Raw genomic sequence first — 25,890 nt, 5'->3', positions numbered from 1 at the left:
GGCCGGTCCCGGCCGGCGGGGCCGCCCGCCGTGCGGAGCCCGCCGCTCCGCACGGTGCCGCGGCTCAGTACGGGCGTTCGCGGGCCAGGACCCGCATGTGCAGGCCCTTCGGCATGAGCGTCACCTTGGCGGCGGCCCGCACCGGGCGCCCGCCGGCCGGGATCAGCCGCCAGCGCGAGATGATCGCGGTGAGGATGAGCGCGGCCTGCGCCATCCCGAAGCGGTCCCCGATGCACTTGCGGGCGCCCGCCCCGAACGGGATGTACGCGCTGCGGTCGGCGGGCGGCGACAGCCAGCGGTCCGGGTCGAAGGTGTCCGGCTCCTTGTAGAGGTCGGGCAGCCGGTGCACCAGGTACGGGCTGTACCCGACGATCGTCCCGGCCGGCAGCACCACCCCGCCCAGCTCGGTGTCGCTGGCCACGGTGCGGGTGGTCAGCCAGGCCGGCGGGTACATCCGCAGGCTCTCCGCGAGCACCCGGTTGGCCATCTCCAGGCTGTTGGGGTCCACCAGCACCAGCGGGGTGTCGCGCAGCGCCTTGCGGGCCTCCTCGTACAGCAGGATGTCCAGGTCGGTGCGCTGGGCGAGCAGATGCAGCGCCCAGGCGACGGCGGCGGCGGTGGTGTCGGAGCCCGCGTACAGGAAGATGATCACCTGGTCGACGAGTTCCTCGTCCGACAGCGAGTAGCGCCCGCCCTTGCTGTCGGGGTCCACGGCGTTGGCGAGGGAGGACAGCAGATCGCCGTGGTCGGTGGTGGCCGAGCGGCGGGCGGCGATGATCTCGAAGACCGTGCTCTTCAGCCGGGCCAGCGCCCGCCGGTAGCGTCGGTTGGCGGGCACCGGCAGCCGGTTGAGCGTGGACGGGGTGACGGCCCGCCGGAAGATGCCCTCGCTCAGGATGATGAAGTCGTCCAGGATCTGGGAGGCGATGGACGCCGGCAGCGAGCGGGCGAACATCGTCTCCACCGCGACCTCGGCCGTCAGCCGGGTCAGCGCCTCGGTGACGTCCACGATCTGCCGGTCCTGCCAGGACTTGGCCAGGTTCTCGGCGAGATCGGCGAACGCCACGTTGTAGCCGGGGAACCGGTCCGTGTGGAAGGCCGGCTGGCACAGCCGGCGCTGGCGGCGGTGCATGTCGTGCGGGCAGCTCAGCAGGCTGTTGCCCGCCACCTCACGGCCCCGCTCGAACAGCGGGCCCCCCTTGTCGAAGATGCTGTCGTTCAGCAGGACCTGCCGGGTGAGCTGGGGGTCGCACACCATGACCACCGAGCGGGTACCCATCCGGATCCGGACCAGGCCGCCGTGCTCGGGCAGCGAGGAGACGAAGTCCAGCGGACGGCGTACCAGCGGCACGGCGTGCCCGAGCAGCGGCAGGGCGCCCGGGGCGAGGGGGAGAGAGGCTACAACTGTCACGGATGCACCCCTGCTCCACCGGATCGGTGTCCACACCCCTTCTCCCCCCGCGCACAGGAGCATTGCGGAGGGCGCGTATGGCCGGGGTCGCGCCCCTGTCGCACGTCAGGGCCCCGGCCCGGCCCGGATCGTCCGCCAGGCCGCCGCCAGCGGCCGTGAGCAGAAACGGTACGCTGGCCCGTGCGCGGGCAGTTGGGCCAGATAGCGATCGGCCCGGTGCAACTCCCGCATGGCGTACCCGCGCAGCCGGGCCGCGTCCCAGCCGTCCGGCCAGAAGTCCACGCCCCGGCCCAGGTCTTCGCCCTTGTCCTGGTAGATGTTGACGGCCTGGAGTGCCCGGCCGTAGCCGACGCCCAGGGTGCGGTCCGAGCGGGTGCCGTCGTACCAGCTCCACAGGTCGCTCAGCAGAAGGACGAGGGTGCCGGCCACCGCGTAGGTGTAGCGGTCCAGGTCCCGTTCGGTGTGGATGTGCCAGCCGTGCAGCGCCCAGCCGCCCATCCGTTCGGCCATCGTCGCGAAGGTCTCCCGGATGCGGGGCGCGATCTGGGGCGGTGCGAGTGCCGCCCACTCACCGATGCGCAGGGAGACTTCGGGCAGCGGCACCGAGGTGTCGGCGAGCACGGCCTTGAAGTCTTCGGGGCGGCAGCGCTCTTGGAGGACGGAGCTGATGCCGCACAGGAGAACGTCCTTCTCCTTGGGGAGGAGTTCGGGATGGTCCTCGATCTCGTCAATGGCCCGCATGAGCAGATAAGCCGATGAAAGTGCTTCGTTCAGTCCCGCCGGCATCGTGGTCACCGGCACGTACCAGGTCGTGCTGTACTTCCGGATGGCCCGATGCGCTTCCAGCAAAGCAGCGGTCATCGCCCTATTCCCTACGCAGTCATGGGCACTTTAGCGCCTTCTGCGCCAGCTTGCGGCAACCGCCCGACTGGTGATGAGTGCGCACGGGGGTGGCGTCGGAACTCCGGGGACCCGCCACCGTTCGGGGGAAGCCGCCGCTTCACTCTCCGGAGTGGTTTGCGCAAGGGAGTCCGGGCGGAAAGGCGTAAGGGTCCCGTCCGCCACCAGACAGGAGCGGCCCGCCGTGGCATCCGCCCACCTCGTCCCACCGGCCCCGCTGCCCTTCACGGCCCGCCGCCACCCCCACGCACGGCGGATGGCGGAGGCCGCCCGGCAGTGGGCCGAGCGGTTCGCGCTGATCCGGGGCGAGGAGCAGGCCCGCGCCCTGGCCCGCGGCGGCCCGGCCGCCCTCGCCGCCGTGATGCTGCCGGACGCCGCCGCGCCCCGCGCCGAACTGGCCGCCTGCTGGATGACCTGGACCTTCTTCCTCGACGATCAGTACGAGGAGGGCTCGGGCGGCACCGACCGCGCCTGGTCGGCGACCACCGGCGCCGTACGCTCCGTGCTGGCCGGCGGCGATCCGCCCCCCGCCTCCCCGCCGCTGATCCTCGCCCTGGCCGACCTGGTCACCCGGCTGCGGGCCCTCGCCTCCCCCCACTGGCAGCACCGGTTCGCCGGACACATGAGCGACGCGCTGGCCGCCGTACGCCGCGAGATCGAACTGAGGAACGCCGGGGTCCCGCCCACCCTGGAGGAGTACCGGGTACTGCGCCGCGACACCAGCGGATTCGTCCCCACCCTCGACATCCTGGAGCTGTGCCACCACGCCGAACTGCCGCCGGACGTCTACGACTCACCCGCCTACCAGGAGGTGCTGGCCGCCGCCATCGACGTCAACACCTGGACCAACGACCTGTACTCCCTGGAGAAGGAGGTCGCCTGTGGCATGGTCACCAATCTGGTGCTGGTGCTGGAGCACGAACGCGGCCTGGGGCGGGACGCCGCCCGGCGGGCCGTACGCGCCCTCATCGAGGAGCGGTCCGCCGATCTGCTGCGGGCCCTGCGCCGGCTGCCGCCCGGAACCGCCGCCGTCAATCGCTGCGCCACGGCCCTCACCTCCGTGGTGGCCGGGTGGCTGCACTGGCACGCGACCGGCACCGACCGCTACACGGTGGCGCAGTCCCAAGACCGCGGTCGGCCGGAGGCGCCGGCCCGCCCCGGCGCCTCCGGCTGACCCGCCGGGGCCCGCCGGGCGGCCTTCCGTGTCCGTCCGTCCCCGCCCGCGTACCACCATGGGGCGCGGAGGGGGGAGACTGGTTCCATGCAGCCACGCAATATGTCCATGAGCGGAGCCGTCGATCTCTCCGCGGTGAAGGCCGCCGCCGAGGCGAAGCAGAAGGCCGAGCAGGCCAGGGCCCAGCGGGCGGCCCAGCCGGAGGGGCAGGGCGGCGCGGCGGCCGGCGTCCAGCTGGTGATCGATGTCGACGAGGCGACCTTCGAGCAGGAGGTGTTGCAGCGCAGCGCCGAGGTGCCGGTCGTCATCGACTTCTGGGCCGAGTGGTGCGAGCCCTGCAAGCAGCTCAGCCCGGTCCTGGAGCGGCTCACCGAGGAGTACGCGGGCCGGATCGTCCTGGCCAAGATCGATGTCGACAGCAACCAGATGCTGTTCCAGCAGTTCGGGGTGCAGGGCATCCCCGCCGTGTTCGCGGTGATCGCCGGGCAGGCCCTGCCGCTGTTCCAGGGGGCGGCACCCGAGCAGCAGATCCGGCAGGTGCTCGATCAGCTGATCCAGGCCGCCGAGGAGCGGTTCGGGATCGTGGGCGCGCCGGTCACGCCGGGCGAGAGCGGCGAGCCGCGTCCCACCGCCCCGGAGCCGCCGTCCAACCCGACGCTCGCGGCGGCGCACGCCGCCCTGGACGCCGGGGACATGGGCGGCGCGATCCGCGCCTACGAGAATGTGCTGGCCGACGAGCCGGCCAATGAGGAGGCCCGACTGGGCCTGGGCCAGGCCCGGTTGCTGGACCGGGTGCAGGGTGCCGACGCGCAGCGGGTGCGGCAGGAGGCGGCCGGCCGGCCGGACGATGTCGCGGCGCAGCTCGCCGCCGCCGATCTGGATCTGGTGGGCGGCCATGTCGAGGACGCCTTCGGGCGGCTGGTGGAGGCCGTGCGGCGTACGGCGGGGGAGGACCGGGACGCGGCGCGGGTCCGTCTTCTCGAACTCTTCGAGGTGGTCGGCCCGGACGATCCTCGGGTCACGGCGGCGCGGGGGGCGCTGGCGCGCGTGCTCTTCTGAGTCATAGTCTGGTCATCTGCTTAGCGGTAGCGGCGGTCGTGTTTTGCCAAAACTTGGCATTCGCGGCCGCCGCTACATTCTGTGGCGTGCATCACGGTTTGAAGGGGTTGATGTCCAGTTCGGGGCCTTGCGGGCGCAGTTGGGGGACTCACTCTCCGTGCAACGGGGAGGATCATCAACAACCCTGTGCGATAAGGCATTTACCGGCTGGTAACCAGCCCCTTGTGCCTTTCCGTGAGATGCACCACGATCGGCCAGACCGGTGGAGCCATGCGCCGGACCGGGAATCAGGGGGGTACCCGCCGTCACGACGGCGGGTCCTGGTTCCCGGGGAGACCGTGAAAGGGCGGTCAGTGGCTGTCGCCGGGGTGCAGTCCGGCGGCATTGCTTCTCCCTCCTGGCCTCCAGGCGGTCCTCCCCGAGAGGGGGCACCCCCGGACCATCGGGCGCCGGAGCCGGAGCAGTTCGTCCGAGAAGGAGGAAATTCATGGAGTCACAGCCTCGCGGCGGCACCAGATGGAAGCGATTCGGTCTGGTCATGGTGCCGAGCGTGGCCGCCACCGCCGCGATAGGCATCGCGTTCGCCCAAGGGGCGCTCGCGGCGTCATTCGCGGTTTCCGGACAGCAGTTCAAGGTCACCACGGAGGTACTGGACGGCACCGGGTTCACGCAGTACGGAGCGCTGGACGTCAAGCACAACGGAGAGCGCATCCCGGTCGCGGTCTCGTCGTTCGACAAGGCGACGATCACCGGCCTGTGCCAATCCGTCGTGGTGCCCACCCCCTTGGGCAACATCACGGTGAAACTCACGGCGGGCAACGGTTCCAGGCCGGTGGAGGCGCAGAACCTCTTCATCGACATCAGCAACCTGGACGCCAACGCCACGTTCACCAACATCGACATCGGGGTGAGCGTCGACCACACCAGCAAGGGCCCCGGTCCTGCCGACGGTGACGCGTACGTGCCGGGTTCGTTCGCGCAGCAGGCCGACCGTGCCGTGCTGACGAACGTCGAGCAGACGGCGTGGGCCACCTCAGCAGGTACCTTCAAGCTGCCAGGGCTCAGCCTGAGCCTGCACCGCGGCAAGGACGCCGAGTGCTTCTGACGGTGTGAGGTCCGCCGGGGGCAGGAGGCCGTACCGCTCCTGCCCCGGGCTGGCCCGCCGAAGCACCTAGACAACCCCACCGGGTCCGGCCCAGCGGACGGCCGCAGACCGGTGTCACGCCAGGGGAGCACCGCGCACATGAGCACCACCACCCAGGGAGAGATTCAGACGTCGCGCCTGGCCAGGGCCAGAGTGGCCTTCCGGCACTGGCGCTGGCGCCGCCCGTTCTGGGCCGGGCTGTTCACCACGCTCGCGGGGCTGCCGATCGTCTACTTCCCGTACGCGACGGTCACCATCGCGGATCTGACCATCCGCATGGCCACCACGGCCGGGGCCGGTTCGCTGGTCATCGGGGTGCTGCTGATCGTGCTGGGCCAGACCATGTGGTTCCAGCCGCACTCCCGGATATTCGCCGGCGTGGCCTCCATCATGCTGGTGCTGGTCTCGCTGGTGGTCTCCAACGTCGGCGGCTTCCTGCTCGGTTATCTGCTGGGGCTGATCGGCGGCGGGATGAGCATCGCCTGGGCGCCGGGAGAACCGGCGGAGGCGCACGAACCCGGGGCCGCCCCGGGCACCGCTGTCCCGGGCACGCGCCCGGCCGGCCCGCCGGCCGCCACCGTCCCGCCCCGGACACGGAACGCCGCACCGGACCCCGCGCCGGTGCCGGCCGCACCCGCGGCGACCACGCCGGAGGCGGTCCCCGGGACGGGCAGCGCGCTCGCCGGTTTCGCCGGACGGGCCACGGAGCGGGGGACGGACCCGGAGAAGGGGGAAAGCCGTGCCGAGTGAGCCCAGTGAGGACATATCCGCGCCGGACGACGCGGGCAACGCGCGTCACGCGGCTCCCCGCAAGCGTCTGCGGCAGCGGTTCCGCATGCCGATCTCCCTCGCCGCGATGCCCTCCGCCGCCCTGCTGGGCATGGGCCTGACCTCTTCGCTGGCCAAGGCGGACCCGCAGCCGGAGAACCCGTTCTCCGGCACGGCCTGCGTGGAACTTCCCGAGCGGCAGGTCACCGAGGTCCAGGACCCGCCCGCGCCGGAACCGCAGGAGCCGCCGGCCGCACCCGACACCACCGCCGCCGGAGAGAACGAGAACGAGGACGGGGACGCGGACGAGGACGCGGACGCGGTGGAGGAGGACGGGGACGGGGAGATCGCCGAGCGGCAGGGGGCGGTCACCGACCCCGGAACGGATCAGGGAGCCGCCGCCGACCCCGGGTCCGCCGCGGATCCTGACCCCGAGCCGGATCCCGGTCCGGAGCCGGACCCCGACCCCGAGCCCGAACCGGAGCCGGACCCCCAGGAACCACAGCGCCCCGAGTACAACCCGCTCGACCCCCTGGGCCTGGGCCCGGCCCTGGACCAGCTCGGCCGGGACATCGTGGACTTCTTCACCCCCGGCGCGGGAAAGCAGCCGCCCCAGGAGCCGGAGGAGGAGCCGGAGCCCGGGGGCGGGGAACAAGAGCCCCCGGAGACCGAGGAGTCCGACGCCTCCCAGGACAGCGACCGCCCGCAGAACCGCGCCCGCGACCCCAAGGAGGAGGCGGGGACGGTGGAGCTGAGCCCGGAGCCGCCGGACGAGCCGGACGAGCCGGAGGAGGACCCGCAGGACGACGCGGCGCGGGAGCCGGCCGAGGAGCCCGCGGGCGGCGCGCCGCCGGACCCCGAGGAGGAGCCGCCCCCCGCCGAGCCCGAGCGCGAGGTGGTGCACGACCCGGCGGCCGAGGAGGAGAAGCCGGGACTGCCCTGCCCGGTGGAGCTGCGGGTGCCCGGCACCGACGAGCGCACCCCCGTCGTCATCGCCGACAACCCCTGGTACCTGGAGGCCAGCTCGCTGACGCTGCGCGGCCTGGAGTACCACGGCGTGGTCAATGTCACCACCGCCAACGGCTCCGTCAAGCAGGCCCTCAAGTTCACCGCCCGCGAGGTGGACATCGGCGATCTGCACCAGATCGTGGACGGTGCGGACGGGCTGCGGCACCACGTGGCCACCGCGCCCGGCAGCACCTCCACCTTCCGCGGGGGCACGGTCACCATGTACACCGAGCATCTGAAGGGCCTGCTGTTCGGGGTGATCCCGGTGGACTACGACGCGGAGCACCAGCCGCCGCTCGACATCCCGTACGCGCACTTCACCGGCGTCAGCATCACGCAGGCCGCGCAGTTCGGCGGCACGCTGACGATGACCGGCATGCGCCAGTACATGACCGGCGGCTGAGCGGTCCCGCCGCGTACCGGGACACCAGGACACGCGGCGGACCGCCGCACACACCGCACACGCCGTGTACCCGGCTCAGCGCACCCGGCGGGCCACTCCGGTGGCGCTGTGCAGCAGCTGCTCCAGCGGCCCGCGGCGGAAGAAGCGCGTCCACGCCACCGCCAGGGCCGTCATCAGCACGACGAACCCGGCGAGCACCCCCGGCGGCGAACCCGGCAGTTCCTCGATGCCCAGCAGCCCGATCCCCCCGCTGTGCAGCACATAGGCGGTCAGCGACATCGAGCCCACGGCGCACACCGGCGCGGCCACCCGGCGCGGCCACGTCGCCCGCCCGCCGGTCAGCGACAGGCAGAGCGCGAGCACGAGCACGAGCACGAGCAGCGCCACCCCGGTGTTGCCCATGACGGACAAGGTGGTGTCGCTGTGCGGCGAGGCCACCAGCTGCCAGGCGCTGGTCCCGCCGGACGGATAGCCGCCGACATCCGACCACCACAGGGAGGCGAGGTCCCGGTCCGTGGGCCCGGCGTGCTCGATCAGCCGCTCCATGACACCGGGCAGGCGCAGCGCGAGCCAGGAGCAGCCGTACCCGAGCACCGCCAGGCCCGCGCCCAGCGCCGCCAGCCGCCCGCGTATCCGCGCGGAGCCGAGGTCCAGGCGGGCCACGGCCATGCCCGCGACGACGAACGGCAGCCAGGTCGGCGCCGGATAGACGCCGGTGACCAGCAGGCCGAGAAGGCCGTCGGTGCCGCTGATCGCGGCGAGCGGGTCGAGCGCGGTGACGTGCTCCGCCCACGCGCTCTCCCGGGCCGATTCCTGGAGCGGGAAGAGCACCTGCGGCATGAGCAGCGCCCCGGCCGCCGCGATGCCGGCCAGGGCGCGGACGCCGAGCCGGTACAGCGGCAGCGCCAGGACGAAGTACAGGCCGTAGCAGGCGAGGATGACCGCCACCGGGGTGCCGGTCATGGTGAGGGCGGTGCCTGCGACCAGCAGGAGCGCGGCCCGGACGAGGACGCGGACGGCGGCCTGCCGCCCGTCCCGGCCGGTTCTGGGGGCGGTGCGGCCCATGATGAGGACGAGGGAGAACCCGGCCAGCAGGGCGAAGAGCGCCGAGGAGCGGCCGTGGGTGAGCTCCAGGAGGACGCCGCCCACCCCGCCGTCGGCCGGGTCCGGGCCGACGTGGGCGGCGTACATGCCGAACACCGCGAGGCCGCGGGCGAGGTCCACCCCGACGAGGCGGGCACCGGAGGGGGCGGAGGGCGGATCCGCGGTCTTCGCGTGCGGTGGGGAAACGGCGGTCGTCATCGTAGGGTCAGATTTCCTGACCGGTTGATCGCTAAGCCCTCCGCTGCCCGGCGGCCCCCACCGCACAGCCCTCACCCGCCCCGGAACGCGAACCGGCCCCGTGGCGCGACGCCACGGGGCCGGGAAGTCTCCGGTGGAAGCCGGACTCAGACGCCCTGCTGACCACCCAGGTGGTGCACCCGCACCATGTTGGTGCTGCCGGCCACCCCGGGAGGAGAACCAGCGGTGATGATCATGGTGTCGCCGCGGTGATAGCGGTTCAGCTTCAGCAGCTCCGCGTCCACCAGGTCCACCATCTCGTCCGTGTGGCTCACCCACGGCACCACATAGGTCTCCACGCCCCACGTCAGCGTCAGCTGGTTGCGGGTCGAGGGCTCGGTGGTGAAGGCCAGGATCGGCTGCGCCGCCCGGTAGCGGGAGAGCCGGCGCGCGGTGTCGCCGGACTTGGTGAAGGCCACCAGCGACTTGCCGTCCAGGAAGTCCGCCATCTCGCAGGCCGCGCGGGCCACCGAACCACCCTGGGTACGGGGCTTCTTGCCGGGCACCAGCGGCTGCAGGCCACGGGCGAGCAGCTGCTCCTCGGCCGCGATCGCGATCTTCGACATCGTCTTGACGGTCTCGACCGGGTACCGGCCCACCGAGGACTCGGCCGAGAGCATCACCGCGTCCGCGCCGTCCAGGATCGCGTTGGCGACGTCGGAGGCCTCCGCGCGGGTCGGCCGCGAGTTGGTGATCATCGACTCCATCATCTGGGTCGCGACGATCACCGGCTTGGCGTTGCGGCGGCACATCTCGATGAGCCGCTTCTGCACCAGCGGCACCTTCTCCAGCGGGTACTCCACGGCGAGGTCGCCGCGGGCCACCATCACGGCGTCGAAGGCGAGGACGACCGCCTCCATGTTCTCCACCGCCTGCGGCTTCTCCACCTTGGCGATGACCGGAACCCGGCGGCCCACCCGGTCCATGACCTCGTGGACATCCCGCACGTCGTCGGCGTCGCGCACGAAGGACAGCGCCACCATGTCGACGCCGAGCCGCAGCGCGAACTCCAGGTCCTCGATGTCCTTCTCGGACAGCGCAGGGACGTTCACCGCGATGCCCGGGAGGTTGATCCCCTTGTGGTCGGAGATCACCCCGCCCTCGATCACGATGGTCCGCACCCGCGGGCCGTCCACCTCCAGCACCTGGAGCGAGACGTTGCCGTCGTTGATGAGGATGGTCTCGCCCTTGGCGACATCCCCGGGCAGTCCCTTGTAGGTGGTGCCGCAGATGGTCTTGTCACCGGGGACGTCCTCGGTGGTGATCGTGAACTCGTCCCCGCGCTCCAGCTCGACGGGGCCGTCCGCGAAGGTCTCCAGGCGGATCTTGGGGCCCTGGAGGTCGGCGAGGACACCGACGGCGACGCCCGTGTCCTCGCTCGCCTTGCGTACGCGGTGGTACCGCTCCTCGTGCTCCTGGTGGCTCCCGTGGCTGAAGTTGAAACGGGCCACATTCATACCGGCGTCGATGAGCGCCTTGAGCTGCTCATAGGAGTCGACAGCGGGGCCCAGGGTGCAGACGATTTTGGAACGGCGCATGCCGACGATCCTATCGTTTTGTTCCGTACCGGAATAATGGCGGCCCCGCTGCCCGTCGAGTCAGGGGCTGACCAGCGCGAACGCCTGCGTCGCGATCTCCAGTTCCTCGTCCGTGGGGACCACGGCGACCGCCACGGAAGCGTACTGCGGAGAGATGAACCGCGGCTCGCCGCCAGGTGTCGTGTTCAGCTTCTCGTCGACGACCACCCCGAAGCCGACCAGGCCCTCCACGGCGGCGGCCCGCACATTCGCCGCGTTCTCCCCGACCCCGGCGGTGAAGGCGATGGCGTCCACCCGCCCCAGCACCGCGTAGTACGCGCCGATGTACTTCTTCAGCCGGTAGGTGTAGATCTCGAACGCCAGCCGGGCCGCGTCGTCGCCCTCCGCCATCCGGCGGGTGATCTCCCGCAGATCGTTGTCGCCGCACAGCCCCACCAGGCCCGAACGCTTGTTCAGCAGGTCGTCGATCTCGTCCACCGACATCCCCGCCACCCGCGACAGATGGAAGATCACCGCCGGGTCGATGTCGCCCGAGCGGGTGCCCATCACCAGACCCTCCAGCGGGGTGAGCCCCATGGAGGTGTCCACGCAGCGCCCGCCGGCCACCGCCGAGGCCGAGGCCCCGTTCCCCAGGTGCAGCACGATGACGTTGACGTCCGCCACGTCCTTGCCCAGCAGCTCGGCCGTGCGCCGTGAGACGTACGCGTGCGAAGTGCCGTGGAAGCCGTACCGCCGCACCCGGTGCGCGTCGGCGGTCGCGATGTCCAGGGCGTAGCGGGCGGCATGCTCCGGCATGGTGGTGTGGAACGCCGTGTCGAACACCGCCACCTGCGGCACCCGCGGGTTCAGCTCCAGTGCGGTGCGGATACCGGTCAGGTTGGCCGGGTTGTGCAGCGGGGCGACCGGGACGAGCCGCTCGATCTCGGCGATCACGGCGTCGTCGATGACGGTCGGCTCGGTGAAGCGCTTCCCGCCGTGCACCACGCGGTGCCCGATGGCGGCCAGCCCGGGGTCGTCCAGGCCGTAGCCGTCCGCCGCCAGCTCCCGCGCCGCCGCCTTGAGGGCCGCGGCGTGGTCGGGGAGCGGGGCGTCGGTGACCTCGCGCCGCTCACCGTCGGCCCGGGTGTGCGTCAGCCGGGCGCCCGTCTCCCCGATGCGCTCCACCAGGCCGGCGGCGAGCCGGGAGTGATCGGTCATGTCGAACAGCTGGTACTTCACCGAGGAAGAACCGGAGTTCAGCACGAGGACGCGGGAGGGGTACTCGCTCACGAATTCACTTTCTGCTGGTGCCGCTGCTGGGGGTGGTGCGGGTTCTGGCGCTGGGCCTGGATGGCGGTGATGGCCACGGTGTTGACGATGTCCTGCACCAGGGCGCCGCGGGACAGGTCGTTCACCGGCTTGCGCAGGCCCTGGAGGACCGGGCCGACCGCGACGGCGCCCGCCGAGCGCTGCACGGCCTTGTACGTGTTGTTGCCGGTGTTGAGGTCGGGGAAGACCAGCACGGTGGCCTGGCCGGCGACCTCCGAGCCCGGCAGCTTGGTGGCGGCCACCGAGGGCTCCACGGCCGCGTCGTACTGGATCGGGCCCTCCACCAGCAGATCCGGGCGTCGCTCGCGCACCAGCTCGGTGGCCGCCCGCACCTTGTCCACGTCCGCGCCGGACCCGGAGGTACCGGTGGAGTAGGACAGCATGGCGATCCGCGGCTCCACGCCGAACTGGGCGGCGGTGGTGGCCGACTGGATGGCGATGTCGGCGAGCTGCTCGGCGTTCGGGTCCGGGTTGACGGCGCAGTCGCCGTACACCAGCACCTTGTCGGCCAGGCACATGAAGAACACCGAGGAGACGATCGCCGCGTCCGGCTTGGTCTTGATCACCTCGAAGGCGGGGCGGATGGTGGCGGCGGTCGAGTGCACGGCGCCGGAGACCATGCCGTCGGCCAGACCCTCCTGGACCATCAGCGTGCCGAAGTAGGACACGTCGCACACCACGTCCCAGGCCAGCTCGTAGGTGACGCCCTTGTGGGCGCGGAGCTTGGCGTACAGCTCGGCGAAACGTTCCCGCAGCGGGGAGGTCTGCGGGTCCACCACCCGGGCCACGCAGGCGGTGGCGGTCGCGCCGGGGTCGATGTCGACGGGCTCGGCCGCGCCGTGCAGCCGCAGATCGATGCCGAGATCGGCCGCCCGCTTGCGGACCGCGCCCTCCTCGCCCAGCAGCGTCAGATCACACACGTTGCGGCGCAGCAGCACCTCGGCGGCGCGCAGCACCCGCTCCTCGGTGCCCTCCGGGAGGACGACGTGGCGCCGCCCGGTCCGGGAGCGCTCGATCAGCTCGTGCTCGAACATCATCGGGGTCACGCGCTCGCTGCGCACCACCGACAGCCGCTCGGTGAGCTGCGCGGTGTCCACGTGCGTCTCGAACAGGCCGAGCGCGATCTCCGCCTTGCGCGGGGTCGCGGCGGTCAGCTTCCCCTCCAGGCCCGACAGCGCGGCGGCGGTGTGGAAGGTGCCGCCGGGCACGGACAGGACGGGGGTGCCGGGGGCGAGCCGGGTGGCCAGCGCCATGGTCTCCGCGCCGGGCCGTTCGCCGAGGGTGAGCAGCACCCCGGCGATGGGCGGGGCCCCGGCGGAGTGCGCGGCCAGGGCGCCCACCACCAGGTCGGCGCGGTCACCGGGAGTGACGACGAGGGAGGCCTCGCGCAGCGCGGTGAGGAAGGTCGGCAGCATCGCGCCGCCGATCACGAAGTCGCGCACGTCACGGGCGAGACCGGTGCGGTCGCCGAGCAGCACCTCGGCGTCCAGCGCCTCGGCGATCTGGGTCACGGTGGGCGCGGAGAGCGCCGGCTCCTCGGGCAGGACGTACACCGGCTCGGGGAGGTGGGTGCCCAGCTCGCGGGCGGCGGCCGCGGCGTGCGAGTCGCGGACCCGGTTGGCGATGGTGGCGATCACCTCGCAGCCCAGGGAGGTGAAGGCGTGGTGCGCGTTGCGGACCTCGGCGACCACGGATTCCGCGCTCTGGTCCAGGCCGGCCACCACGGGCAGGACGACGGAGCCGAACTCGTTCGCCAGCCGGGCGTTAAGGGTCAGCTCGGCGGGCAGCTGGGTGTCGGCGTAGTCGGTGCCCAGGACGAGCACGGCCTCGTAGTCGCGGGCGACGTTGTGATAGCGCTCGACGAGGGCGGTGACCAGCTCGTCCATGCCCTGCTCGGCCTGGAGGGCGGCGGCCTCCGCGTACTCCATGCCGCGGGCGTCCTCGCGGGACTGGGAGAGCCGGTAGCGGCCGCGCAGCAGTTCGAAGACGGGATCGGGGCCCGGGTGGGCGAGGGGACGGAAGACGCCGACCCGGTCCACCTGGCGGGTCAGCAGCTCCATGACCCCCAGCTCGATCACCTGCCGGCCGTCGCCGCGGCCGATACCGGTCACGTACACGCTGCGGGTCATGGCGCCATCACTGCCGATCTCATCGTCACCCAATCGTTTATATCTATGGTCTTGACAATACCTATGACGCTGAGTAACCCGCGCGGTGGGTCACGGTGGCCGATCCGTTCACGATGTGAGCAGGGGAGTGAGCTGGGGCCCGTGGGCGTGAAACAATTCGGGCGGCCTCGACGAAGCGGCCCCGCGCCACCCTCCCGATCCCCGAAGAGGAGAGCATCCCCATGCGTATCGGAGTTCTCACCGCGGGCGGTGACTGCCCTGGCCTCAACGCCGTGATCCGCTCGGTCGTCCACCGGGCCGTTGTCGACCGCGGTGACCAGGTGATCGGTTTCGAGGACGGCTTCAAGGGCCTGCTGGAAGGCCGCTACCGCGAGCTGGACATCAACGCCGTCTCCGGGATCCTCGCCCGCGGCGGCACCATCCTGGGCTCCAGCCGTCTGGAGCGTGCCCGGCTGGCCGAGGCGTGCGACAACGCCGAGGCGTTCCGCCACAAGCTCGGCCTGGACGCGCTCATCCCGATCGGCGGCGAGGGCACCCTGACAGCCGCCCGGATGCTGGCCGAGGCCGGCATCCCCGTCGTCGGCGTCCCCAAGACGATCGACAACGACATCTCCGCCACCGACCGCACCTTCGGTTTCGACACCGCGGTCGGCGTCGCCACCGAGGCCATAGACCGCCTGAAGACCACCGCCGAATCGCACCAGCGGGTGATGGTGGTCGAGGTCATGGGCCGGCACGCGGGCTGGATCGCCCTGGAGTCCGGCATGGCGGGTGGAGCACACGGTATCTGTATCCCAGAGCGGCCCTTCCAAGTCGATGATCTGTGCAAAATGGTCGAGGAACGGTTCGCGCGCGGCAAGAAGTTCGCCGTGATCTGCGTCGCCGAGGGCGCCCGCCCGGCCGAGGGCTCCATGCCGTACGAGAAGGGCGAGATCGACCCGTACGGCCACGAGCGGTTCGCCGGCATCGGCAACCGGCTCGCCATCGAGCTGGAGCAGCGCCTCGGCAAGGAGGCCCGGCCGGTGATCCTCGGCCACATCCAGCGCGGCGGGACGCCGACCGCGTACGACCGGGTGCTGGCCACCCGCTTCGGCTGGCACGCCGTGGAAGCCGCCCACAGCGGCGAGTTCGGCAAGATGACGGCGCTGCGCGGCACCGAGATCGTGATGGCGCCCCTCGCCAGCGCGACCGCCGACCTCAAGCGGGTGCCGCAGTTCCGGATGGACGAGACCGAAGCCGTCTTCTGATCGCCAACCCGGTTGCCCTGTCGGGGGGTTAACCCCCCGACAGGGTGGCGGGGCCGCCCCATTCAGCGGGGGTGCCGCCCGCGCCTAGCGTCCCTGCCATGCGAACCACAACGCGAGGGAAGAGGGCCGTGGCCGCCGGTGCCGCCGCCTGCGCCGCCGCCGTGCTGATCACCGCGCCCACCGGGGCAGCGGCCACGGAGCGGGACCTGGACGCCTACCACTCCCAACACCTGCGCTGGCAGCCCTGCGCCGCCGAGAGCGACGGCGACGCGGCCGGCCGGGCTCTCGCCGCAGCCGGTGCCCAGTGCGCCGAGGTGACCGTCCCGCTGGACCACTCCGATCCGTACGGGCCCACCCTCACGGTGGCGATCTCCCGGCTGCCGGCCACCGGCACCGGCGAGCGGATCGGCGCCCTGCTGATGAACCCCGGCGGACCGGCCGGCACCGGGCTCGACATGCCGGTGCAGGTCGCCGGGTCCCTGGGGGAGGACCTGGCCGGACGGTACGACCTCATCGGCTTCGACCCGCGAGGGGTGGGCCGCAGCACCCCCGTGGACTGCGGCTGGCCGGTGGGCTCCGGAATCTTCGGCCCCGGCCCTGACCGGGGAAGCTATCTGCGGCACGCCGCCGCCCAGTGGGAGCTGGCGGAGCGCTGCCGGGCCACCGAGGGTGAGGTACTTCCGTACCTCACCACCCGCAACACCGCCCGCGACATGGACGTGATCCGGCACGCGCTGGGCGAACGGCGGATCTCCTACCTCGGCTACTCCTACGGCAGCTACCTCGGCGAGGTCTACACCCAGCTCTTCCCCGGCCGCACCGACCGGGTCGTGCTGGACGGGGTCATCCACCCCGGCCGCTACACACCGACCCTGCTCCGGGGGACCGAGGCCGCCAACGAGGCGGCGCTCGCCGAATGGGCCGACTGGGCCGCGCAGCGCCAGGACCGCTACGGCCTGGGCGCCACCGGCCAAGAGGTACGGGACATCGTGGACACGATACGGGCGGCGGCCGAACGGGCACCGCTGCGGGTCGGCGAGCACACGGTCGACGCGCACACCGTGCCGCTGCTGCTCTTCAGCGGCATCGGCTCGGGCGTTGACGCGTCGCGGGACCGGCTGGCCACCTCCGTCGGGCTGCTTGCCCGGGCGGCGGCCGGCGAACAGGTCACCCCCGACCCGGACTTCACCGAGGAGCTGACGTACCTCACCACCGGCGCCGGCTCCGCCTACGGCAGCGCGCAGATGGCGATCATCTGCGGCGATGTGGCCGCCCCGCGCGGCGTCGACGCCTACTGGCAGGACATCGAACGCGCCCGCGCCGTCCACCCCTTCGCCGGCCCGCTCGCCAACAACATCACCCCCTGCGAGTTCTGGGACGAGCCGCTGGAAGCCCCCACCGTGCTGGACAACGACATCCCCGCCCTGCTGGTCGCCGCCACCGGCGACCCGCGGACGCCCTACGAGGGCACCGTGGAGATGCGCGAGGAGTGGCCCGCCTCCCGGCTGCTCACCCTGGAGGGCGCCGCGCACCACGCGGTGTACGGGGAGTACGGCAGCGCCTGCGTGGACGACCTGGTCAACACCTACCTGCGCACCGGCGCCCTGCCGGAGGGCGACCTGAGCTGCCCGGCCTGACGGCCCCGGACGGCGTCACCGGAGGGTGACGCCGCCCGGCCCAGCCGGCGCCCGCCCGGTCAGGGCACCTGACGAGGCGCTGACAACGCCGCGATGGCCTCCTCGATGAGCCGGCGGGCGGCGTCCCCGTGAACGGCGAGATCGGCGAGGGCAGCGAAGGTACGGGCATATTCCTTGATCTCGTTCGGCTGCGTGACAGTGAGATAGGCGGCGACCAGCTCGACGTTGACCTGGTCGTCATCGAACAACCAGAAACTCTCGACAGGCCACTCGGCACTGCGATCCGCGCCGAGTGGGATCACTCCCAGGCTGAGGTTGGGCCGCTTCGCGATCCACATCAGGTGCCCGAGTTGCTCGGCCATGGCTTGAGGGTCAACGACCCGGTGCCGCAGGACGCTCTCCTCGATGACGAAGGCGAAGCGACGTGGTGCCAGGTGCAGGATGCGCTGTCTCGCCATGCGGAGCCGCACAGCGTCCTGCACCTCGTCGGCCAGTCCCTTCCGGTCGCGGACGGCACCCAGCACGGCCCCGGTATAGCTCGGGGTCTGGAGCAGTCCGGGGATGAGCCACGAGGAGTAGGAACGGAAATGCCTTGTGCGCTCCCACAAGGGTTGGACCGAGGCTTGCATCCGGCGCAGCCCTCGGCGCTCCACTCGCGGCCACTGAAGGTAGGCGCCCTCGATGGTGCGCGCCGTGGCGATCAGATCTGCGGCTTCCTCAGCCGCCCCGCACTGCCGGGCCCACATCCGCAGGTCGCTTTCGGAGGGCAGGGTCCGACCATTCTCGATGCGACTGCACTTGGACTCATGCCAACCGGCCCGCGCGGCGAGCTCGCGCGCGGTGATCCCGGCGTTCTGCCGGATCTCCCGCAACCGCTTCCCCAGTTCCGCGCGGGCCTGCCGGCCGTTGGATGGCGAGGTCACCAGGTCAGTCTGGCTGATACTCCTCGTGCGGCGTCGCCCGCTCCCACACCTTGTCGAAAGCTGAGGCGCACAGTTCGGTCACGGAGGAATCCGTGACGATCTCTTTGCCCGTCATGTCACCGTTGCCGGCGAAGTGGTTGATGAGCAGTGTTGCGTTGTCGAACAGCCAGAAGTCGTTCCCAGGCAGCGCGATGTCGGTCGCCAGCCTTCGGGGAAGCCAGCGCACCTTCTCCCCGGCCTTGACGTTGAGCGGTCCTGTGACCTCGTGCTCGAATCGGATGTAGGAGGAGATCGGCTCCGAGATGATGCGTGCCCGGTGCACCGCCACACCACGGGACACAGCAGACGACACCAGGTTGTACCACCAAGGCCACTGGTTCCGCGGGTCCAGTTGGCCGTTGGCCTTCCAGGCAGCGTAACTGCCGTCCAGCATGTACCCGTCGCGCATCTCCAGGTGATACGCAGTGTGCTGGGCGTTGTTCAGCAGCTCATCAAAGTCCGGCTCGGTGGTCATCGCTCACCTCCGGGAAGAACTGCATCATGCGGCGAGGGAACTCAATGACCGTTTCGTGCTTGGGGATGTCGAGCTGAGCCAGACGCTCGGGGTCGGTGACCCGCCAGCCCTGGAGAATGTAGTTTCCGCTCTTGTCGTCCAGGTAGATCGTCGGAGAGTCGTTGAACTCGCTCTCCGGGTCCTTCCCCAACTTGTGCAATGTCATGGTGTCTCCTCTTTCGCCGAGTGACGATCGGTAGGGGTGATCTTGCATTCAGTGATTGGTGCCGCGCCACTGGCTTGCACGGACTTCTACATGTTCGAGTCGGCGCCCGGCGGCTGCGGACACGGGAGGGCCCGGCCCGCCGTCGACTTGTGGGGGCAGCAGACGACGGCGACGTGCACCATGCCCGGCCCGGGCGGGGCCGGATGCCACCAGCGCCAGATGTCGTCCTCCCCGTGGGAGAGGGTGATCTCGCTGTACCGTCGCCGGTTGTCCGGGTCCTCGTGGGTGACGGCGGGGGTGTGCGTGTCCCACTGCTGCCGCATCCAGTCGGCCGCCGCCCCGGCCGTCGTCCAGGTGCCCTTGAGAAGCCGCGACTTGAGCAGATAGTGGGCGGTGGTCTCCGGCGGCAGCGCCGAGGCGGGGAAATCCGGCGTTCCGGCGGTCCGTTCCGGCTGGCGTTTGTAGGAGTAGAGATCGTTGCCGTTGCCGGTCCAGAAGAATCCGTGCCAGTGCAGGCCCGGCCGGTCGGCCGGCGGCTCGCCGTGCAGGACGGAACACCAATCGATGTCAACGCGGTTCATCGGGGTAGTCGCTCAGCCTTCTGGTCATGGTGGGGGATCACTCGGGACGCAGCGCCGCCTCGCGTATGAGGCCCGCCATGGCGTCCTGGTCGAGCGTCAGTAGGGCTCCGACCAGGTAGGCGCGCATCTCCTTCACCGCCCGGACCGGGTCCGTGGTGATCTCCCTCGGCGCGACGGCGCCCCGCATGGCGGGGTCGTGCAGCGCCCGCTCCAGCACCGCCTCCGTGAGCTGCCCCGCCACCCAGTGCCAGGTGCGTTCCTTGAAGGCGATGGTCAGATGGAGCGAGGGCTCCTCTCCGACGGTGTACGGCGAGTGGACGTAGCCCCGGGGCAGCCACAGCACATCACCGGGCCGCAGGGTGTACGTCTCCTCGGGCGCGGCATGTTCCAGGTAGTGCCGCTGCTGCGCGGTGAACCCCACCTGGTGGAAACTCAGGTGCCCGCGCACCGGATTGGCCACGAACGGACGGTGGATCGGCCACGCCTTGCTGCCGGACAGCTGGACGATCAGGGTCAGATACGGGTCGTAGTGGTACTTCAGCCCCTGCGCCCCCGCAGGGGTGCAGTAGGCGTTGACGTGGACCGCGTACCCGGTCTCTTCCACCAGCTCCCGGTGCAGCACGGCAAGCGATGGCTTGAGCCGTTCCAGCCGCCGCAGTGACAGCGTGCCGCCCTCGTCCAGGTGGCGACGCAGGGCTCCCCGACGCGGGGCGTCGCCGTCCGCGTACCGGTGTGTTTCCACCGGCCGGTTCTCCTTGAGCAGGACGACGTTCCGCAGCGCGAGACAGTCGTGGTCGATGAGATCGTCCACCTCCTCCCGGGTCAGCAGGGAGTGGAAGGCATCGGGGGAGCGGTGGCAGAGGTGCGGGGTGCTGGGCCATGCGCCGAGATACTTTTCGGCGTCGTCGACAAGAGCCGCCAGGGCCATGGGAGAACTCCGGGTTCGGAAGGTCGGTACTCTCCGGGTGGGGATGTCCCCGATTGGTGCGGGGGCATCCCCACCCGCAGCCGTGACGGCGTTCAGTCGAGTGCGGCGAGCCGGTGGGCCGCCGCGATCAGTTCGGCCTTGGTGAACCGCAGCTCCGGACTGTTGTCCCCGAGCTTGGTGTCGCGGACCGCGTACCCGCCGCCCGCCAGTTCGGCGAGGGTGAGGCAGTCCTCCATCGTTCCGTCGCTGTCCTCGCCGCCCCCGCACAGCGCGTGGAACGGGCCGGCGATGACCTGGTCATACAGATTCTCTGGCATGACCGGCACGGTAGGGACGGGCGGAGCCGGGCCTCAATCGACTTGCGCGGGTGTGCACGGATTCACCCGGGCGTCGCCGTCCGCCCAGATGACACGTACGGGGTTGCTCAGCATGAGGGAGTACAGTCGCGCGGCCGATTCCGGCGAGCGCGCGAGGGTGACTCCGTTGTGCCCCTCGCGCAGCACGCGTGTCGGCCCCTCGCCGAACGCCAGTCCCCAGGCGGCGACCTCGGCGTTCAGAACCCCGGACTCGGTGGCGAATTCCTCCACCAAGGCGTAGACCCTGGGCGCGGACTCCTGAACGAGGGCTTTGAGCGACGGCTCGAACCACTCAGGACGGGGCAAGTCGAGTGGTCCCAGCGGCGATACGGTGGTCACGATGAGCCTCCTGATGGGGAGATGCAGGAAAGTAGCTGCTCATCACTGTGGAGGGTATAACTACCCTTCAGCAAGAGGTAGTCAAAGAGTTCGCTGGTGTGGGTGACACGCGAGCGTCTCGGTGGACGGAACGAGGAGAGCGATGGCCGCAGCGCAGTCCCCGACCCTGCGACAGAAGCGCCTGGGCGCTGAACTCCGCAAACTGCGGGAACGCTCGGGGCTGTCCTCCACCGCTGCCGCCGCTGAGATCGGCGTCCCCCAAGCGCGCATCAGCATGATCGAGGGCGGGCGTTACCGGGTCAGCGCGGAACGGGTGCGCACTATGGCGCGTATCTACGCGTGCGACGATCCGGAGTTGGTCGCGGCGCTGGCCGGATTGACGGGCGGCCGTTCTCACGGCTGGTGGGAGGAGTACCGCGAGTTGTTGCCCGCCGTCCTGGTGGACGTGGCGGAGCTGGAACATCACGCCACGGCCATGCGTGTTGCCGTAGTCGTCACCATGCCAGGGCTGGTCCAGACCGTGGGGCATGCGCGAGGCGCCTTCTCGCAGAGCGTGCCAAGGCTGCTTCCCCACGAGGTCGAGCACCGGGCATCATTTCGTGTCAAGCGTCAGGCGGTTCTGCACCGGTCCCCGAAGGTGCCGTTTACGGCGATCGTCCATGAGGCGGCTCTGAGGATGGGCTTCGGTGGCCTTGACGTCACACGGGAGCAGTTGCGGTTCCTCATCGAGGCGAGCGAACTTGAGAACGTGAAGATTCTTGTTGTCCCCTTCGGATTGGGCGACTATCCGGCCTCCGGACAGCCGATCAGCTATGTGAGCGGACCGGTTCCCGAGCTGGATACGGTCATCCTGGATTCGGACCACGGATGTACCTTCCTGGACGCGGCGGCTCAGGTGAGTCGCTACCGGTCCATCCTTGATCGGATGGAGAGCTGTGCGCTCACGCCGCGGAAGAGCAGGGATTTCATCCGCCGCGTCGCCAAGGAAACCTGAGGGGAAAGCCATGAGCGCCTTCGAGTGGCAGAAGTCGTCCTACAGCACGGAAGGGGCCAACTGCGTCAACATCGCCGCCGCGCCGGGCGGCTTGCTGTGGTTGCGGGAAAGTACCGAACCCGAGGAGATACTTGCCGCCGGGTCGGGCCGTTTCCATGGGTTGCTGACAGCGATCAAGAAGGACCGCCTTCCGCTGCGGGGGGCTCGGCGATGAGCGCCTTCGCGTGGCAGAAGTCGTCCTACAGTGCACAGGGCGCCAATTGCCTCAACGTCGCCGCTGCAACGGACGGCCTGTTGCGGCTGCGCGAGAGTACCGACCCCGGCACGATGCTCACCGTCCGGCCGACCGCGCTGCGTGGGCTGCTGAGGGCGATCAAGGCTGACCCGGGGCGGCTAACCGGTTGAGGTCCGGCCGGCTCCGTCCGCCGTGGCGCGGTCCAGCGAAGCGGTACGGAACGCGGTCAGGGCCGTGTGGCGGTCGTGCAGGGTGGCCAGGGTGGTTTCCAGGCGCTCCAGCTCCAGGGCCAGGGTGCGCAGCACCTCGGGGCACGGGTCGGCGCCGCTGTCCGCGCCGTCCGTGCAGGGCAGCAGTTCCCGGATGGCCTCCGTCGGCAGTCCGGCGTCCAGCATCTCGCGGATGCGGACGACCGTACGCGGGGTGTCCTCCGCGTACTGCCGGTAGTTGTTGGTGTCCCTGCGGGAGGTGAGCAGCCCGCGCTGTTCGTAGTAGCGCAGCAGCCGGGCGGGCACCCCCGTGCGGCGTGACAGTTCCCCGATCAGCATGGCGGGTCCGGCCCTTTCTTGACATTGACACTGATGTCACAGGTCAACGTAGCGGCATGAGTGATTCCTTCCCTGCCCTGTCGACCACGGTCACCGGCCATGGCCCCGCCCTGCTGCTGGCGCACGGCGCCACCGGCTCCATCGCGGACAACTTCGCCCCGGTACTGCCGGCGCTGGCCGACGCCCACACCGTCGTCGCCCCCGACTACCCCGGCTCGGGCGCCACCGCGCCCGCCCCGGCACCCCTGGACCTGGACGCGCTCACGGACGCCGTCGTGACGTCGGCCGTGAGCCGTGGCGTGGAGCGGTTCGCCGTGCTGGGCTTCTCGCTCGGCACCGCCGTCGCGGTACGCGCCGCCGTACGCCACCCCGAGCGGGTCACCGCCCTGGTGCTGACCGCCGGTCTCGCCCGCGCCGACGACCACCTGCTCGGGCTGCTGCCCGGTTGGCGCGCGTCCGAACCCGCCCGGCTGCACCCGCACATCGATCTCATCCCTACCCTGGACACCACCGCCGACCTGCCCCGGGTCACCGTCCCCACCCTGGTCATCGCCACCACCCGGGACAGTCTGGTGCCCCCCGCCAACTCCCGCGTGCTGGCCGACGGCATCCCCGGCGCCTCATACGCGGAGCTGCCCACCGATCACGTCGCCATGGTGGAGGACCCAGGGGGCTGGCTGAAGCCGGTGCTCACCTTCCTGGCGGCGCGGGAGGAAGGGATATGACGGCACGGCCCACACCTTTCCGGCGTCCGGGACACGGGATACGGGAGTGGAGACCGGCGGGCTGCGGGACCTCGCCCGGCCGCGCTGCTCGATCCCAACCCCCTTACGTACAGGGAAGGTTGACCGTGGGCAGCGGTCCGTACCGCGCTGACCTGCCACTCCGTGGACCCGGCGGCCCGTCCGGCATGAGATAGGTTCACGATCCATGGATATCGCGATCAGATCCGGATACGTCGTCCCCGTCGCCGCCGAGCCCATCGACGGCGGCACCGTTCTCATCATCGACGGCAAGATCGCCGCCGTGGGCCCCGACGCCGAGGTGACCGTCCCCGAGGGCGTCCTCACGGTGGACGCGGCCGGCTCCTGGGTGCTGCCCGGCTTCGTCGAGGCGCACGGCCACATCGGCGTCCACGAGGAGGCCGAGGGCTGGGCGGGCCAGGACACCAACGAGATGACCGACCCCGTCGGCGCCCGGATGCGCGCCCTGGACGCCATCAACCCGGCGGACACCGGCTTCGCCGACGCCCTCGCGGGCGGTGTCACCAGCGCCGTCATCAAGCCGGGCTCCGGCAACCCGATAGGCGGTCAGACCGTCGCCGTGAAGTCCTGGGGCCGCACGGTGGAGGAGATGCTGATCCGCGAGCCGGTCAGCGTCAAGAGCGCCCTGGGCGAGAACCCCAAGCGGGTCTACGGCGAGAAGAAGCAACTGCCCTCCACCCGGCAGGGCGTGGCGGCCGTGATCCGGGACGCGCTCACCAAGGCGCAGGACTACGCCGCCAAGCGGGCGCACGCGCAGGCCGAGGGCACCCCCTTCGAGCGCGACAACACGCTGGAGATCCTCGCCCGGGTGCTGGACGGCGAACTGCCGTGGTGCCAGCACGCGCACCGCGCCGACGACATCGCCACCGCGCTGCGGCTGGCCGACGAGTTCGGGTACAAGGTCGTGGTCAACCACGCCACCGAGGGCCACCTCATCGCGGATGAACTCGCCCGCCGCGACGTCCCGGTGATCACCGGGCCGCTGTTCACCACCCGCAGCAAGGTCGAGCTGCGCCACCGGACGCTGGCCGGCCCCGGCATCATGGAGCGCGCCGGGGTGAAGGTCGCCATCACCACCGACCATCCCGTGGTGCCGATCAACTTCCTGGTGCACCAGGTGACCCTGTGCGTCAAGGAGGGCCTGGCGCGCGAGACCGCGCTGCGCACCATCACCACCCACCCCGCCGAGATCCTGGGTCTGGACGACCGGGTCGGTTCGCTGACCCCCGGCCTGGACGGCGACGTGGTGATCTGGGACGGCGACCCGCTCGATGTGCTCAGCCGCGCCCGGCGGGTCTTCATCGAGGGCCGCGAGGTCTACACGTACGACGAGGCCAGGGGCGCGGGTACCGTCGCCGACCCGTACTACCGCGAGGCCACGACCGCCTGACGCCTGACGCCTGACGCCTGACGTCGGCCGGTGGCCGGCCCCGCCCGCACGGGGCCGGCCACCGCCCGCCGCCGGGCGCCACGCCCCGTTCCTCCGGACCCCGGGTGAGGATTACGGTTGTCACCGGTGTGCGGACGGGGAAGGGTGTGACCGTGGAGCCACAGGAGATTGCGCTGCCGCTCGGCGGTGGCGAAGACACGCTGGCCGGGATCGACTTCGGCGGGGCCGGGGAGGGCCCCGAGGTGCTGCTGGTGCACGGCAGCGGCCACAACGCCGCCGCCTGGACCGATGTCGCCGCCCATCTGCTGCCGTACTGCGGCCGGCTGGTCGCCGTCGATCTGCGCGGGCACGGCCGCACCACCCTCGACTCCACCCGCGCCGACCAGTACTGGCGCGACCTGGCCGACGCCGTCGCGTCGCTGGGCTGGCGCCGCCCCGTGCTGGTCGGGCACTCCCTGGGCGGGTACGCCGTCACCGCCGTGACCGCCGCCGGACTGGTCGAGCCGGCCGCCGTGTGCACGGTGGACGGCCTGGTCCTGGACGACCGCCCCACCGCGGCCCGCCGCCACGCCGGCTGGCGCCGGCCGTCCGCGCAGCAGGAGTTGCGCACCATGTTCCACTACGGCTGGCGGGCCGGTACGGCCGAGCGCGACGCCCACATCGAGCAGGCCGTGCGCGACGCCCCGACCGACTGGCTGAACGCGGGAGCCAGGGCCGGCCTCGTACGGGAGCTGACGGCCCGCTCGTTCAGCCCGGACGATCCGCACGGCACGCGCTGGCTGCGCCGCCCCACCGTCGAGGAGATGGTCACCCTCAACACCCCGGACCCGGCGGACACCGTCTACCCCACCGTCGACGTCTACGACCGGGTGCGCTGCCCGCTCACCGTGGTGCTGGCCACCCGTGGCTTCTACGCCCACCGCAAAGAGGAGATCGTGGCGCTCACCGCCGCCCGGCCCGACCGCACCCTCATCGAACTCGACTCGCACCACAACATCCCCACCGCCCACCCGGCGACCCTCGCCGCGATCATCAAGGCCCTGTGA

General features: G+C 71.2%; 27 protein-coding genes. 13 read left to right on the top strand and 14 right to left on the bottom strand.

Going from position 1 to position 25,890, the window contains the following annotated elements; genetic code table 11:
* Nucleotides 1-64: 64 nt before the first annotated feature.
* Both H7827_RS06915 and H7827_RS06910 read right to left on the bottom strand, forming a co-directional pair.
* Nucleotides 65-1,411: a cytochrome P450 gene (locus H7827_RS06915; RefSeq protein WP_432743463.1), complete on the bottom strand. Its 1,347-nt coding sequence runs from the start codon at nucleotides 1,409-1,411 to the stop codon at nucleotides 65-67.
* Nucleotides 1,412-1,516: 105 nt separating this feature from the next.
* Nucleotides 1,517-2,272, bottom strand: a complete 756-nt coding sequence (locus H7827_RS06910; protein ID WP_386534511.1) for a squalene/phytoene synthase family protein — start codon at nucleotides 2,270-2,272, stop codon at nucleotides 1,517-1,519.
* A gap of 223 nt (nucleotides 2,273-2,495) precedes the next feature.
* Between H7827_RS06910 and H7827_RS06905 the strand changes: the two genes are divergently transcribed.
* The 5 genes from H7827_RS06905 (at nucleotide 2,496) to H7827_RS06885 (ending at nucleotide 7,867) form a co-directional block, all read left to right on the top strand.
* Nucleotides 2,496-3,485 (top strand): terpene synthase family protein, encoded by a 990-nt coding sequence (locus tag H7827_RS06905; protein ID WP_432743460.1) that lies wholly within the window; start codon nucleotides 2,496-2,498, stop codon nucleotides 3,483-3,485.
* Nucleotides 3,486-3,572: 87 nt separating this feature from the next.
* Entirely contained in the window at nucleotides 3,573-4,544 is a 972-nt protein-coding gene (locus tag H7827_RS06900) for a tetratricopeptide repeat protein (protein ID WP_432743458.1), read from the top strand.
* 487 nt (nucleotides 4,545-5,031) lie between these two features.
* A complete protein-coding gene (locus H7827_RS06895; protein ID WP_386534521.1) occupies nucleotides 5,032-5,649 on the top strand; it encodes a DUF6230 family protein in 618 nt (205 codons plus the stop codon).
* 138 nt (nucleotides 5,650-5,787) lie between these two features.
* Nucleotides 5,788-6,438, top strand: coding sequence for a DUF6114 domain-containing protein (locus H7827_RS06890; RefSeq protein ID WP_432743456.1), 651 nt, complete (start codon nucleotides 5,788-5,790; stop codon nucleotides 6,436-6,438).
* Nucleotides 6,428-7,867 carry a hypothetical protein gene (locus tag H7827_RS06885; RefSeq protein ID WP_432743454.1) on the top strand — a complete coding sequence of 480 codons (1,440 nt, stop codon included), beginning with the start codon at nucleotides 6,428-6,430 and terminating at the stop codon, nucleotides 7,865-7,867. Before H7827_RS06890 ends, H7827_RS06885 begins: the two co-directional genes overlap by 11 nt.
* 75 nt (nucleotides 7,868-7,942) lie before the next feature.
* Here the strand turns inward: H7827_RS06885 and H7827_RS06880 are convergent, their stop codons facing one another.
* From H7827_RS06880 to pta, 4 genes are all read right to left on the bottom strand, one after another.
* Nucleotides 7,943-9,169, bottom strand: coding sequence for a DUF418 domain-containing protein (locus tag H7827_RS06880; protein ID WP_432743451.1), 1,227 nt, complete (start codon nucleotides 9,167-9,169; stop codon nucleotides 7,943-7,945).
* Nucleotides 9,170-9,315: 146 nt separating this feature from the next.
* Nucleotides 9,316-10,746, bottom strand: a complete 1,431-nt coding sequence (pyk, locus tag H7827_RS06875) for a pyruvate kinase (RefSeq protein ID WP_386534532.1) — start codon at nucleotides 10,744-10,746, stop codon at nucleotides 9,316-9,318.
* Nucleotides 10,747-10,806: 60 nt separating this feature from the next.
* A complete protein-coding gene (locus H7827_RS06870) occupies nucleotides 10,807-12,015 on the bottom strand; it encodes an acetate kinase (protein ID WP_432743449.1) in 1,209 nt (402 codons plus the stop codon).
* Nucleotides 12,012-14,183: a phosphate acetyltransferase gene (pta, locus tag H7827_RS06865; protein WP_432743447.1), complete on the bottom strand. Its 2,172-nt coding sequence runs from the start codon at nucleotides 14,181-14,183 to the stop codon at nucleotides 12,012-12,014. Before pta ends, H7827_RS06870 begins: the two co-directional genes overlap by 4 nt.
* A gap of 221 nt (nucleotides 14,184-14,404) precedes the next feature.
* Here pta and H7827_RS06860 point away from each other — a divergent pair, with 221 nt between their 5' ends.
* Both H7827_RS06860 and H7827_RS06855 read left to right on the top strand, forming a co-directional pair.
* A complete protein-coding gene (locus H7827_RS06860) occupies nucleotides 14,405-15,430 on the top strand; it encodes an ATP-dependent 6-phosphofructokinase (RefSeq protein ID WP_030733690.1) in 1,026 nt (341 codons plus the stop codon).
* 98 nt (nucleotides 15,431-15,528) lie between these two features.
* On the top strand, nucleotides 15,529-17,067 hold the full coding sequence (locus H7827_RS06855; RefSeq protein WP_432743445.1) for an alpha/beta hydrolase: 1,539 nt from the start codon (nucleotides 15,529-15,531) through the stop codon (nucleotides 17,065-17,067).
* A 59-nt stretch (nucleotides 17,068-17,126) separates the two neighbouring features.
* Here H7827_RS06855 and H7827_RS06850 read toward each other — a convergent pair whose 3' ends face one another.
* From H7827_RS06850 to H7827_RS06820, 7 genes are all read right to left on the bottom strand, one after another.
* A complete protein-coding gene (locus H7827_RS06850; protein WP_432743443.1) occupies nucleotides 17,127-17,990 on the bottom strand; it encodes a helix-turn-helix domain-containing protein in 864 nt (287 codons plus the stop codon).
* Between the two features lie 4 nt (nucleotides 17,991-17,994).
* On the bottom strand, nucleotides 17,995-18,504 hold the full coding sequence (locus tag H7827_RS06845; RefSeq protein ID WP_432743441.1) for a DUF6879 family protein: 510 nt from the start codon (nucleotides 18,502-18,504) through the stop codon (nucleotides 17,995-17,997).
* Nucleotides 18,482-18,709, bottom strand: a complete 228-nt coding sequence (locus H7827_RS06840) for a hypothetical protein (protein WP_432743439.1) — start codon at nucleotides 18,707-18,709, stop codon at nucleotides 18,482-18,484. Before H7827_RS06840 ends, H7827_RS06845 begins: the two co-directional genes overlap by 23 nt.
* 86 nt (nucleotides 18,710-18,795) lie before the next feature.
* Nucleotides 18,796-19,290, bottom strand: a complete 495-nt coding sequence (locus tag H7827_RS06835) for a hypothetical protein (protein ID WP_432743437.1) — start codon at nucleotides 19,288-19,290, stop codon at nucleotides 18,796-18,798.
* Nucleotides 19,291-19,327: 37 nt separating this feature from the next.
* Entirely contained in the window at nucleotides 19,328-20,218 is an 891-nt protein-coding gene (locus H7827_RS06830) for a JmjC domain-containing protein (protein ID WP_432743435.1), read from the bottom strand.
* Nucleotides 20,219-20,310: 92 nt separating this feature from the next.
* Complete coding sequence (locus tag H7827_RS06825; RefSeq protein ID WP_432743433.1) at nucleotides 20,311-20,535, bottom strand: DUF397 domain-containing protein; 225 nt, start codon at nucleotides 20,533-20,535, stop codon at nucleotides 20,311-20,313.
* A 33-nt stretch (nucleotides 20,536-20,568) separates the two neighbouring features.
* Nucleotides 20,569-20,913: a hypothetical protein gene (locus tag H7827_RS06820; RefSeq protein ID WP_432743431.1), complete on the bottom strand. Its 345-nt coding sequence runs from the start codon at nucleotides 20,911-20,913 to the stop codon at nucleotides 20,569-20,571.
* A 142-nt stretch (nucleotides 20,914-21,055) separates the two neighbouring features.
* On the opposite strand from H7827_RS06820, the gene H7827_RS06815 reads away from it, so the two are divergent.
* The 3 genes from H7827_RS06815 to H7827_RS06805 are packed head-to-tail and all read left to right on the top strand — an operon-like array spanning nucleotide 21,056 to nucleotide 22,312.
* Complete coding sequence (locus H7827_RS06815) at nucleotides 21,056-21,907, top strand: helix-turn-helix domain-containing protein (RefSeq protein WP_432743429.1); 852 nt, start codon at nucleotides 21,056-21,058, stop codon at nucleotides 21,905-21,907.
* A 10-nt stretch (nucleotides 21,908-21,917) separates the two neighbouring features.
* On the top strand, nucleotides 21,918-22,121 hold the full coding sequence (locus tag H7827_RS06810; RefSeq protein WP_432743427.1) for a DUF397 domain-containing protein: 204 nt from the start codon (nucleotides 21,918-21,920) through the stop codon (nucleotides 22,119-22,121).
* Nucleotides 22,118-22,312, top strand: coding sequence for a DUF397 domain-containing protein (locus tag H7827_RS06805; RefSeq protein ID WP_432743425.1), 195 nt, complete (start codon nucleotides 22,118-22,120; stop codon nucleotides 22,310-22,312). Before H7827_RS06810 ends, H7827_RS06805 begins: the two co-directional genes overlap by 4 nt.
* Here H7827_RS06805 and H7827_RS06800 read toward each other — a convergent pair.
* Entirely contained in the window at nucleotides 22,301-22,690 is a 390-nt protein-coding gene (locus tag H7827_RS06800; RefSeq protein ID WP_432743423.1) for a MerR family transcriptional regulator, read from the bottom strand. The two genes, H7827_RS06805 and H7827_RS06800, sit on opposite strands and share 12 nt — an antisense overlap.
* A gap of 56 nt (nucleotides 22,691-22,746) precedes the next feature.
* Here H7827_RS06800 and H7827_RS06795 point away from each other — a divergent pair, with 56 nt between their 5' ends.
* The 3 genes from H7827_RS06795 to H7827_RS06785 all read left to right on the top strand — a co-directional run bounded on the left by H7827_RS06795 (nucleotide 22,747) and on the right by H7827_RS06785 (nucleotide 25,890).
* The gene (locus tag H7827_RS06795; RefSeq protein WP_432743421.1) at nucleotides 22,747-23,415 is read left to right on the top strand and encodes an alpha/beta fold hydrolase; all 669 of its coding nucleotides are present in this window, start codon (nucleotides 22,747-22,749) and stop codon (nucleotides 23,413-23,415) included.
* A 205-nt stretch (nucleotides 23,416-23,620) separates the two neighbouring features.
* Entirely contained in the window at nucleotides 23,621-24,844 is a 1,224-nt protein-coding gene (locus tag H7827_RS06790; RefSeq protein ID WP_432743419.1) for an amidohydrolase, read from the top strand.
* Nucleotides 24,845-24,996: 152 nt separating this feature from the next.
* A complete protein-coding gene (locus H7827_RS06785; RefSeq protein WP_432743417.1) occupies nucleotides 24,997-25,890 on the top strand; it encodes an alpha/beta fold hydrolase in 894 nt (297 codons plus the stop codon).

This window comes from Streptomyces sp. JH002 (genome assembly GCF_050916115.1).
GTDB classification, from domain to species: domain Bacteria; phylum Actinomycetota; class Actinomycetes; order Streptomycetales; family Streptomycetaceae; genus Streptomyces; species Streptomyces xiamenensis.
The sequence above is the reverse complement of the archived record's forward strand: the minus strand, read 5'-3'. Positions and strand labels throughout refer to the sequence as shown.